The organism is Clostridium sp. ATCC 25772 (assembly GCF_001573875.1).
Classification (GTDB): Bacteria; Bacillota; Clostridia; order Clostridiales; family Clostridiaceae; genus Clostridium_J; species Clostridium_J senegalense.
On the sequence record NZ_LFRG01000011.1, the window covers coordinates 1 to 11,889 of the forward strand.

Consider the following 11,889-nt stretch of genomic DNA (forward strand, 5'->3'; position numbering starts at 1 on the left):
ACCCCAAATAGTGAGACATGCTCTGAATCACTTGGAACTCAACACTGCATCTTGTATGAAAATATTTTAAAGTTATTAAATAAATTTAAATTTGAGCTTGTTTCCCTATATAGGGTTCCAAATTAAATTTTAAACTTATTCATTTATCAAATGAGAAAATTTAAATTAATATTTTATCAATAACTAAAAGATTATTTTAGTTAAAAGTTAAGAGTGAATAGTGAGACATGCTCCAAATCACTCAGAATTCAACACTGCATCTTGTATAAAAATATTTTAAGGTTATTGAATAAATTTAAATTGGAGCTTGTTTCTCTATATATTTTAAAAACATAAATTTTACTTTTATATTTGAATTTTCACAGTAAATGCAATTATCATGCAAATTACCCCTACAACCAAAGAAAAATAATCTTGAAAATGAAATTTAATATTTATTACACTAGTTTTAGGTACAGGATTTTCAATGCCCCTTGTTATTGCAGCTTCACTTAATTCTTCTGCAGTATGTGTTGCAGATATTAATAATGGAACATATACACACTCAACCTTTTTTACAATACCTTTTATTCCTCTTAACTTCATTGCGTCTTTAATGTATGAGTATTCTTCTTTAATAGAAGGAAAATAACGTATAGTAATAGCTAAGGGTATTAAAATTTTTTGTGGAACTTTCCACTTTCTTAAAGACAACATGATTAGCCTTACTGGGGTAGTCTTAACTATAAGTGTACCAATCATCAAACAAGGAAGTATTTTCCTTGCATAAACTGCAAGTACATTAAAAGTCATTACAAGTATAGCTGGTAACACTGGTATTACATAAAATTGAATTAATATTAATGAAAAAAAAACTATTACCAATTTTAAAATTGACTTGAAACATCCACATAATGATATAAGCATCATAAGAAGCAACACCACTGCTATCTCAATATATACCTGTGTAGTTGAAAAAATAATAATATTAGTTATAAACAATAATACTAACTTAGTTCTTGGGTCTAAATTCAAATAACTTTCATTTGATACACTTTCCATTAAACAATACCTGCTTTTTGAAAATGTTTTTTCAACATTGATTTACCAATAAATCCACCTATTATTGCACAAATTATAGTTACAATTATCATACCTATAAAAGACCATCCAGAAACCATTGTTGATATCTTTTCAACATAAGATGGATCCATACCCATCTCTATTATTGATTGGATAAAACTATCATGAAATAACCACAATGGTAGTGGTGAGCCAATCATTCCAAGTGAAAATACACAATAAGCAAATAGATTACCTTTAAAACTTTTATATCCAAAAGAACTACGAATTACCTCAGCAATTAATCCTGTAACTACATAAGTTGCTAATATTACCCATGTGCATTCTCCTGTAACTAAATATATAATTCCTGTTATAGTGCTCATAATAAACACTGGACCAGTTTTTTCAATTTTGGCTGTTAATAGCATATATATAACACCACAAACAACTGCTAAGATTCCAGGATATAGTAACCATATAACAGGTGCTATTGCAACTAAAATCATAACTAATATAGTTATGACAAAATATATTGCTGTAAAAATACCTATAGTAACTAAATCCTTTGTTTGTAACTTATTAGTTTTTAAGTTAGACATATCACAACTCCTCCTTTAAAATTTAATTATTATTTAAACTAACTTTTTTTTACATACTCCCATCTCCTTATACAATTTTTTATGTATTCTTGTTTTCCTATAATTCTAAGACATTGTAATGTCCTCCTATTAATTTCAAGTATATATTTACAGTAATTGATAATCAATATCAATCAGTTATTCTTGTCCTATACTGTATTAACATTGACCATTAGTGATATTTTAAATTTATATAAAAATATATTTCATATAAATTTTTTATTAGGAATATTCTAAGAACGATTAATTGGTCTAACAACAAACCTATAGTATCTTGTAGGGATTTGCTTTGGAGTAACTTAGAGGATGAAGATAGTTTAATTAAGAATATAAATGATAGAGTTAAATCAGGTCAAACAGACATTCATGATGCTAATAGTTATACCTTTGTTTATATTCATGCTTGGAGTAAAGATTTAAGTAATGTTAAATATGCTGTTGATAAGCTTAAAGAAAATCCTAATGTTGAAATAGTAACTCCTAAAATATTTATGGAAATTATATCTAAGAATGTTACGCACTAATTAAAAATATTTCATTATTAGTTATATATTGTAATTAGGTGTTTATTTTTTAATTTTGTAATTTTTTTGTAATTTTAACCATTAAATTCTATGTTAAAATGATTTTTGTAATAATATTATTACTTACTAAATGATTAAAATAATATGATAATTTTAAAATTTATCTTACTTTTATGGGGGAAACAATATGATTTGTGATAAATTAAATTTAATGATACATAATTGCCATGGTTTAGATGAAGTTCATGGTACTTTTGGAATGAGTCTTTTTAAAAAATGCAATGCTTTAAATGTAACATTAAAAGATAAAAATGTTGATGCTGAAAAAATTAATATGGCTATTAATTTAATCAAAGGTAAAACGTCTATATTTTCAAATTTTAGAGGAAATAATCTATTAACTTTAGCTGTAAATATTTCACTTACTGATAATATGGAGGCTAGTTTAGAGGAAATTATAAATATATATAATAAATTAAAAGAACAATTTTTTTCAAATCAATATCTCGTTTTAGCAGCTCAAGTTATTTTTGATTCAAAAGATAGAGTTAATACACATGATGCTATAATAAATACAAGAACTGTATATAATCTTATGAAAAACAATCATAGATTTTTAACTAGTCAAGAGGATATAGCTTGTGCTGCTATGATTGCTACAACTTCTAAGAATTATGATGAAACTTTTAATGAAATAGAAAAATGTTATACTCTTCTTAAAAAACATGGACTTTGGAGCGGAAATAACCTTCAAACATTATCTCATGTATTGTGTTTTATAAATCTTCCAGCAGAAGATAAGTGTAAAAAAGTTGTTGAGCTTAAAGAAAAACTTGAAACCTACAACGTTCCTTTAAAAAGTTATTCTTTGCCACTATTAGGTATAGCCTCTTTTGTCACAGATGACACTGATGCTTTTGCTAAAACTATGGTTACTACAAGTAATGAATTAAAAAAGGAAAAAGGTTTTGGGACTATTTCTATGGGAGCATTGATTAGAAATATGATTTCTGCGTCTTTAGTAACTTCAATGTATATTGACACCATGGATGAAGTTATCAAAGAAAATTTAATAAATACTACAAACAATGTTGCATTAACTGTTGCAATTGCAATCGAAATAGCTACAATGGCGGCTGTTTCATCTGCCGCTGCAGCATCTAGTGCTAGTAACTAGTTTAAACTGTTAAATTTAATAAACCATTGAAAAATAAATTATTATTTTTCAATGGTTTTATTATTTTTACTTAAATTTTATTCCATCTTCCACTTTTTATATATACAAAAGATATAGTTACAGAAATAAATGTTGCTATTGGCGCTGCAATACCTATTCCTAGTAAACTAGTTGGTATATAAACACTTAATATATACGCTAATGGTACACGAATTAAAATTGATGCTAAAATTCCATTAATCATGGTGAACTTAGTTTTTCCACATCCATTTAAGAAACCATTTTGACAAAATCCAAAGGCAACTAGCATGAAATCTATACTAAATGTTCTCATATATTGTGATCCTGCCAAAGTTACATCTGCATCCGCTTTAAACATATGCATAATTGACTGAGCACTTATTTGGGCCCAGGCAAAGAATACTATGGAACATAAAAAAGCAAGTAACATACTAGCATTTAAAGCTTTTTTAGCACGTTCTGGTTTATTAGCCCCAATATTTTGTGCTGTAATTGATGTTATTGCACCTGAAAATGCAATGGCTGGAAGCATTGCAAACATATCAAATTTACTTGCTATTCCCACTGCTGCTGCTGGAACTACGCCTAAAGTATTTATAATAGCTGTTATAATTAAAAAAGATACTGAAACCATTGTTTCTTGAAGCGATACTGGTATTCCTAGCTTTATAAGCTTTAATGCTTTATCCTTATGTATTTTAAAGTTTTTAAATTTAAACTGAAATATAAAATTTTGTTTACTTAAATAAATAATAGCCAATATCATACTTAAACCTTGAGAAGCTATAGTTGCTATTGCTGCTCCTGCTGGTCCTAATTTAAAAATTCCAACTAAAATCAAGTCAAGAACAATATTAGTAATGCAAGCAACTAAAATAAATATCATTGGACTTTTTGAATCACCTATTCCTCTTAACATAGCACTAATACCGTTGTATCCAAAAATAAATATTATACCCATTGAACAAATTAACACGTATTCTTTTGCTCCACTAAAAGCTTCTACTGGTGTTCTTAACATTTTTAAAAATGATGGTGTTAAAAACATCATAACTATAGTAAACAAAATTGCAAAACCAACAAATAATGTTAGCATAGTACTTATTGTTTCAACTGTATCTTTTTCCTTTTCCGCACCAAAGTATTGAGCTATTAATATGGTTCCTCCCATAGTTAATCCTGATATTAAACTTGTTAATATTTGCATAACCTGACTTCCGATTGATACTGCTGATATACTAATCGAACTTCCAAACCATCCTACTATAGCCATATCAACAGCTCCATATAAAGCTTGTATAAAGTTTGCAATTAAAAATGGTATAGCAAACATCAATAATGATTTATAAATGTTGCCTTCTGTTAAAATTTTATTGTTTTTTTCCATTTTACCCCTTCTCCCAATTATTTAATTATTACTAAAAAAGCCGGATAAGTCAGTTAACGATAGTTAACCATCTTATCCGGCATATATTACAAATATATCCTCCGATGACATTATTGATAATATCATATAAAAAAAATAATTGTCAATAAAAACTTTAAAAGTTATCCTTTCAATGTAACAAATTTAACTTTTAAGATTGATTGTTAAGCTTATTGTAATACTCATCTATAAGCTTATATGAAGCTTCTTTTATATCACTATTTTGTAGTTCATCTATTTTAGATTTTGCTTCTAACTTATTTTCATCTAAAGTGCTATTATTATCTTTAAAGAGTTTTGCTATTTTATCTGCTGCCCTCACAGTTTCAACAACTTTCAAATAATTTTCATCTTTTATCTCTTCTGTATATTTAGATCCTTTATGCCATCTTACTGCCAATATTATAAGTTCTTTAGCTTTATCATCACAATTTAAAATTTTATCCATATTTTCTTCCAAATATTTTGCACCAACTTTATTATGTTCATCACCAGTATGCTTTTGAATATCATGAAGTAATGCTGAAATCCCAACTATATCTTTATATTTTTCATCCATTCCTAACTCATCAAAAATTATTAATGATATTTCTTTTACTTTTTTGCTATGCTCTACTAGCTCTTCAGCATCTTTTTCACCTAATGATTTATTTATTTCTCTTATTTTTTTTAATATCTCTTCTTCATTATATGTAATATTGCTACCATTTTCATTTATGGTATTAGTACCTATACTTTTAGAATGATTTTTATTTTTTACATATATAAAACTGCCGCTAATTAAGCTGATTATAGATATACCACACAAAATAATTATCAATTTTTTTCTCAAGATTATACCTCCAGTATATATAAGGTTTTTCTAGTTAAGAATTAAGAGTGAATAGTTAACAGTTACTGTTAATTTCTAATTTTTTAATTAACTATATTTATACTTGCTTTTTTAACTGATAACAAAGATTTGATGAATAAATTTAAACTTATTTATTGCTTAAAACAATTTTATATTTTAACCTTGTCAGTTTAATATCAAAAGTTTAAATTTTTATTAAATATAACCACTTAAACTAAATAAGCCATTTAAAGTAGTATTAAAAACTATCTTTAAATGGCATTATTTTAACTATTCTTCTGCTCTTCTATTCTATCTGCAAGCTCATTTAGGTATACCCATCTTTCCATTAAATGATCCAGTTCACCTTTTAATGCTTCTTGAGTTTTTAATAGCTCTTGTAATTTCACAAAGTCGCTTCCATTTTTAGCTATTTCTTTTTCTATATTTTCTATTTCCTCTTCTTTTGATGCAATATTATCATCTATTTCTTCATATTCTTTTTGTTCCTTAAATGAGAACTTTAGTGGTTTATCTTTTTTTCTATTTTTATATTCAGTTTTTTCTTTAAACTCTTTTTTATCCGCTTGTTCTTTTAAGAACGCTTCTTCATAATCTTTATAATCACTATAGTTTCCTGTAATTTCTAAAATTTCACCATTTCCTCTAAAAGAAAGTATTTTGTTAGCTACCCTATTTAAAAAGTATCTATCGTGGGATACAGTTATTACTGTGCCATTAAACTCCTCTAAATATTGCTCAAGTATTGCTAAAGTATCAATATCTAAATCATTGGTAGGCTCATCTAAAAATAATACATTAGGACTCTCCATAAGTATTTTTAGTAGATATAATCTTCTTCTTTCACCACCGGAAAGTTTATTTATAGGTGTATATTGACTTGGTCCTTCAAATAAAAATCTTTCAAGCATTTGAGATGCAGATATTTTACTTCCATCATTAGTTGTTATAAATTCCGCACTTTCTTTTATATAATCTATAGCTCTTAGATCATAATTCATATCTTCATTTTCTTGTGAAAAATATCCAAGTTTTACTGTGTCCCCAAAGGTAATTACTCCACTGTCTGGTTCTAATTTATCACTTAAAATATTTAAAAGAGTAGACTTTCCTATCCCATTATTCCCTATTATTCCAACTCTATCTTCTTTAGTAGCTATATAGTTAAAGTCTTTTATTATAAGTTTATCATCAAAATTTTTACTTATATTTTCAGCTTCTATTATTTTTTTACCAAGTCTGCTACTGCCAGTACTTATATTAACTTTTTCACTACTTATATCAATTTTTCCATTTTTAATTTCTTCAAATCTATCAAGTCTTGCCTTTTGCTTAGTACTTCTTGCCTTTGCACCTCTTTTTACCCATTCAAGCTCTCTTCTATATAAATTTTGTCTTTTTCTTTCAAGACTTTCTTGCATTTCCATACGTTCTATTCTTTTCTCAACAAAAACAGAATAATTTCCATCATATGTATATAAATTACCTTTTTCTATTTCAAAAATTTTATTTGCAACCCTATCTAAAAAATATCTATCATGAGTAATCATAAGCAATGCGCATTTTCTTACTTTTAATTCATTTTCAAGCCATTCAATAGCCTCATTGTCCATATGATTTGTAGGCTCATCTAATATTAAAATATCACACTGTGCAATTAAACTACTAGCTAATGCTATTCTTTTTCTTTGTCCACCGGATAAATTTTTAACTTTTTCATTAAAATTATTTACTCCAAGTTTCGTTAAAATTCTTTTAGCATCACTTTCAACTTGCCATCCATTTAAAGCATCCATTTTATTTTGTAACGCTGTTAACTTATTTTGAAATTTAGTATTAGTACTATCCTTCTCTAGATTATATACGGTCTCTTCATATTCTCTTAAAACTTTCATAACTTCTGAAGACCCTTTAAACACTAAATCTAAAACATTATCTTCATCATCGTAAAACACTTCTTGAGCTAAATATTCTACTCTTAACCCATTCATTTTTACTATAGTTCCATTCTCATAATTTTCTATTCCAGCAACAATTTTCAAAAGAGTCGATTTACCAGCACCATTCACTCCTATAATCCCAATTTTATCTTCACTAGAAATCGTTAATTTTATATCATTTAGTAAAATTTTATCACTATAGCTTTTAGTTATATTATCTAAAGTTATTAAATTCATTTATTACCATCCTCTTGCTTTAATTTATCTATATGACTCCAAGCTTACTTGTAAGATATTTTATCTTAATACTTGGAAGTCTAAAAGAATGACGCAAGCTCGTAAGTATCTAAAGTAAGTACTTTCTTATAAAATGAAAATATTTTCAAATTATTTAATAGATTTAAACTTGAGCTTGTATCCATATAATACTTAAATAAATTATATACTATATTAAATTTTTCTGCTAGTTTACCTTTAAAATATGTAAAGTTATACTTTTAACACATATCATTATTTAATCCGTGTTTTTTACCACATTTTACATATTTTTTCTATATAAAGTTACTAAATTTATATATTAATAACATTTTTTTAATATAATTTAAGTTTAGTAATTGATTTTCACTTAAAAAGCATATATACTCAATGTATAGTATTTTGTTAATAATTTGATTATTATTTTATTTCACAAGAAAATTTTATTATTATTTATTTTTTATTTTTTATAGCAATTCTAATTCATAAATTCTTAATTGTACTTACATATTCAAAATTGTCTTAATACTTTTTATATTAAAACTGATATAACAATTAAGTTTTTGCTGAATGTTTTGCTTTGTATTTATTTTAATATTATACAAATATTGTTTTTAGTTTTTCAAATTCAAAGTCTTTTTGCATAATATAATTCATATATAGATGATATAATTATATTAATGATAGTTGAAAGAGACTTTAACAACAAAACATTGAGATTATAAAGGAGTGGACTTATGAAAAGAATTTTAGATAATATTATTGAAAAAAGTAGAGATTGGACTCAAAAAGGTGCTGTAGCAGATTACATTCCTGAACTTGCAAAGGCTGATCCAAATGTTTTAGGAATATGCATCACTACATTAGATGGGAAAGAGTACTATTCAGGAGACTATGATACTAGTTTTACTATTCAAAGTATATCTAAGGTTATAACCTTAATGGTTGCAATATTACAAAACGGATCAGAATATGTTTTTTCTAAGGTTGGTATGGAGCCTACAGAACTTGCGTTCAACTCTATAACAAATCTTGAAACCAGCCCCCAGAAAAAGCCTTTAAACCCAATGATAAATGCAGGAGCTATAGCTGTTACTTCTTTATTAAACGGAGAAAGTCCTGAAGATAAAATTAAAACTATCCTTGATTTCACAAGAAAAATTTGTGAAAATGATACTATTGAGCTAAATGAAGATGTTTATAGAAGTGAAAAAGCTACTGGAGATAGAAACAGAGCACTTGCTTATTACATGAAAGGTAACGGTATAATAGAAGGCGAAGTTGAAGAGATTCTTGATGTTTACTTCAAAGCATGTTCTATGGAAGTTACTTGCAGAGACTTAGCTAGAATAGGTGCTATGCTTGCTAACGATGGTGTACTTATAACCGGCGAAAGAATTATATCTAGAGATATATGTAGAATGATAAAAACTATAATGGTTACTTGCGGAATGTATGATGCATCTGGTAAATTCGCTGTACATATTGGAATTCCTTCTAAGAGCGGAGTTGGCGGTGGTATAATGGCTGCTGTTCCTAGAAGAATGGGCATTGGTTTAGTTGGACCTGCTCTAGATTCTAAAGGAAATAGTTGTGGTGGATTAAAAGTTTTAGAATACCTTTCTAACGAATTAGATTTAAGTATATTCTAATATAAGATTAAGATAAAAAAGGAAACGTTAAAATTAACGTTTCCTTTCTATTTCTATTTTTTTAATTCATCGTAATCCTTTGTAGCTTTAACAATTAACCTACTTAATACTAATAATGCTATTAAATTAGGAATGACCATTAATCCATTAAAGGTATCTGCTAACTGCCACACTAAATCAACTTTTAGTGTGGATCCAACAACAACTACTATCATGACTAAAATTCTATAAGGAGTTAATCCTTTTTTTCCAAATAAAAATTTTATGTTATTTTCTCCAAAGAAATACCATCCAATTATTGTTGAGAACGCAAAGAATAATAAACATATTGCTACAAAAACATCACCAAAACCACCTAATGTTAATTCAAATGCTCTTTGTGTTAATTGTATACCTGTTAAGTTTCCTTCATTTAATGCTCCACTTGTTATTATAACTAATGCTGTTAATGTAAGAATTACAAATGTGTCTATGAATACACTAACTATAGCAACAGATCCTTGCTCACTTGGATGTTTAACATTTGCAACTGCATGAGCATGTGGAGTTGAACCCATTCCTGCTTCATTAGAAAATAATCCTCTTGAGACACCATATCTTACAGCCTGTCTTATAGTTATACCTATTGCACCACCAACTACAGCTTGTGGATTAAAAGCCCCTACAAAAATAGATTTAAATGCTGGAATTAATTCACTTCCATTCATAGCAATTACTATTATCCCAACAAGTATATACATGCCAGCCATAAATGGAACAACTTTTTCTGTTACAGATGCTATACGTCCCATACCTCCGAAAAATACAAAACCACCTATAATTGCAACTATTATACCTACTATTAATGGAGAAACTCCAAAGGAGTTATTAAAAGCATCTGATATGGAATTTGCTTGAACTGCATTCCCCATAAATCCTAATGCTAATGTACATGATATAGCAAAAAATACAGATAAAAATCCACCAATCTTTTTATTTTTAATACCATTTTTAATATAATAAGCTGGTCCTCCTGTAACTTCGCCTTCAACTCTAGTTTTAAATAATTGAGCTAGAACAGCTTCTGCATATATTGTAGACATTCCTAAAAATGCACTTACCCACATCCAGAAGATAGCACCAGGTCCACCAGCAGCAATTGCAGTAGCAGCTCCGGCAAGGTTTCCTGTTCCTACTTGTGCAGCAATTGCTGTAGCTACAGCTTGGAAAGAACTCATCCCATCTTTGCCTGCTTTTTTTCCTTTTAAATTTATACCACCAAAAACCCTTTTAAAACCTTTACCAAACTTTCTAACCTGAACAAACTTTAACATAATTGTAAAAAATATTCCTGTACCTAATAGCAGCACTAATAAAACACTACTCCAAAGCACCTCATTTAAATTGGTAATAGCATTAAGTAATCCATCCATAAATAATCCTCCTATAGTATTGATTAAATTTTTGCTATTTAAATTTAAATTTGCTCATATAGAAGTACAAAATAAATCTACTTAATTTTGTATCTCTAATATAACTTTTATCACCTTCTTATTACCTTAATTTAAAATAAATATTTTAAGTAATTAATTAAACTAATTAATATTAGAGCTTTATATTTTGTAAATGCTATTAGTTACCACAAATAACTAGCTTTTATTTGTTCTTTTTTCTAACGTTTAATTTTATATTTTTTATAATTATAAATTGCTTAAATATATATGTATCTATTTGCTCTAGTGGTTATTACTATTCACTTTGTTCCTAGTAATTCTCAACGTATTTTTAACTTTAAGAAACTGACGCTCAGTTTCATCAATAATTTTTAATTCTTAATCCTTAACTAACTATATTTGTATGGTATTTTGAACTAATCTTATATATACTTTAAAAATATTTTTTTCAACTTACGAATATACCTTATTTCTATCATTAATACATATTTAACCATTTATTAATTAATTCAATTAATATGAAATTATTTCCTATGATATTAATTGAATTATACCTATAATAAAATATATGTTATATATACCAGTATTAAATTTTATTTAATAAGTTTTTTAATACTCTATAATTATTGTTTAAAATTTACTTTCTTATTTTAATATATTTAAATTATTTTTTTAGCTCTTTCTTAATAATGTAATTATTTTTTATTACCTTTAGTTAAATTTGGAACTTTTTTATAAAAAACTATTGATTTTTAATATGTATCATGCTAAAATAAATATTGTCAGTTGGCAATTTGCTAGTGTGGCGGAATGGCAGACGCATTCGACTCAAAATCGAACGGGAAACCGTACGAGTTCGACTCTCGTCACTAGCACCAAAAACATGGTTTTTTATAAACCATGTTTTTTGTTTTGTAAATAATTAT

General features: G+C 27.0%; 8 protein-coding genes, 1 tRNA gene and 1 pseudogene. 4 read left to right on the plus strand and 6 right to left on the minus strand.

Features of this window, described 5'->3' with window-relative positions; translation table 11 throughout:
• Positions 1-345: 345 nt before the first annotated feature.
• Together AZI32_RS06630 and AZI32_RS06635 are read right to left on the minus strand one after the other, a co-directional pair.
• Positions 346-1,041 (minus strand): energy-coupling factor transporter transmembrane component T, encoded by a 696-nt coding sequence (locus AZI32_RS06630; protein WP_061995095.1) that lies wholly within the window; start codon positions 1,039-1,041, stop codon positions 346-348.
• On the minus strand, positions 1,041-1,643 hold the full coding sequence (locus AZI32_RS06635; RefSeq protein WP_061995096.1) for an MptD family putative ECF transporter S component: 603 nt from the start codon (positions 1,641-1,643) through the stop codon (positions 1,041-1,043). The genes AZI32_RS06630 and AZI32_RS06635 overlap by 1 nt, the downstream gene beginning before the upstream one ends.
• Before the next feature lie 275 nt (positions 1,644-1,918).
• Here AZI32_RS06635 and AZI32_RS06640 point away from each other — a divergent pair.
• Positions 1,919-2,206 (plus strand): annotated as a pseudogene (locus tag AZI32_RS06640) (hypothetical protein); the annotation flags it as partial.
• A gap of 187 nt (positions 2,207-2,393) precedes the next feature.
• On the plus strand, positions 2,394-3,383 hold the full coding sequence (locus tag AZI32_RS06645) for a DUF4003 family protein (protein WP_061995098.1): 990 nt from the start codon (positions 2,394-2,396) through the stop codon (positions 3,381-3,383).
• A 70-nt stretch (positions 3,384-3,453) separates the two neighbouring features.
• On the opposite strand, the gene AZI32_RS06650 is transcribed toward AZI32_RS06645, so the two are convergent.
• The 3 genes from AZI32_RS06650 to AZI32_RS06660 all read right to left on the minus strand — a co-directional run bounded on the left by AZI32_RS06650 (position 3,454) and on the right by AZI32_RS06660 (position 7,860).
• Positions 3,454-4,791, minus strand: coding sequence for an MATE family efflux transporter (locus AZI32_RS06650; protein ID WP_061995099.1), 1,338 nt, complete (start codon positions 4,789-4,791; stop codon positions 3,454-3,456).
• Between the two features lie 190 nt (positions 4,792-4,981).
• Entirely contained in the window at positions 4,982-5,662 is a 681-nt protein-coding gene (locus tag AZI32_RS06655; protein ID WP_061995100.1) for an HD domain-containing protein, read from the minus strand.
• A gap of 287 nt (positions 5,663-5,949) precedes the next feature.
• Positions 5,950-7,860 carry an ABC-F family ATP-binding cassette domain-containing protein gene (locus AZI32_RS06660; protein ID WP_061995101.1) on the minus strand — a complete coding sequence of 637 codons (1,911 nt, stop codon included), beginning with the start codon at positions 7,858-7,860 and terminating at the stop codon, positions 5,950-5,952.
• Positions 7,861-8,615: 755 nt separating this feature from the next.
• Between AZI32_RS06660 and glsA the strand changes: the two genes are divergently transcribed.
• Complete coding sequence (gene glsA / locus AZI32_RS06665; protein WP_061995102.1) at positions 8,616-9,530, plus strand: glutaminase A; 915 nt, start codon at positions 8,616-8,618, stop codon at positions 9,528-9,530.
• A 53-nt stretch (positions 9,531-9,583) separates the two neighbouring features.
• On the opposite strand, the gene AZI32_RS06670 is transcribed toward glsA, so the two are convergent.
• Positions 9,584-10,942, minus strand: a complete 1,359-nt coding sequence (locus tag AZI32_RS06670; RefSeq protein WP_061995103.1) for a sodium:alanine symporter family protein — start codon at positions 10,940-10,942, stop codon at positions 9,584-9,586.
• 817 nt (positions 10,943-11,759) lie between these two features.
• On the opposite strand from AZI32_RS06670, the gene AZI32_RS06675 reads away from it, so the two are divergent.
• Positions 11,760-11,841, plus strand: a tRNA-Leu gene (locus AZI32_RS06675).
• Positions 11,842-11,889 lie beyond the last annotated feature (48 nt).

Excerpts from the sequence above, each read along its gene's own strand:
- AZI32_RS06630 (WP_061995095.1), bottom strand. The coding sequence starts at position 1,041 with ATGGAAAGTGTATCAAATGAAAGTTATTTGAATTTAGACCCAAGAACT.
- AZI32_RS06670 (WP_061995103.1), bottom strand. The coding sequence starts at position 10,942 with ATGGATGGATTACTTAATGCTATTACCAATTTAAATGAGGTGCTTTGG.
- AZI32_RS06650 (WP_061995099.1), bottom strand. The coding sequence starts at position 4,791 with ATGGAAAAAAACAATAAAATTTTAACAGAAGGCAACATTTATAAATCA.
- glsA (WP_061995102.1), top strand. The coding sequence starts at position 8,616 with ATGAAAAGAATTTTAGATAATATTATTGAAAAAAGTAGAGATTGGACT.
- AZI32_RS06645 (WP_061995098.1), top strand. The coding sequence starts at position 2,394 with ATGATTTGTGATAAATTAAATTTAATGATACATAATTGCCATGGTTTA.
- AZI32_RS06660 (WP_061995101.1), bottom strand. The coding sequence starts at position 7,860 with ATGAATTTAATAACTTTAGATAATATAACTAAAAGCTATAGTGATAAA.
- AZI32_RS06635 (WP_061995096.1), bottom strand. The coding sequence starts at position 1,643 with ATGTCTAACTTAAAAACTAATAAGTTACAAACAAAGGATTTAGTTACT.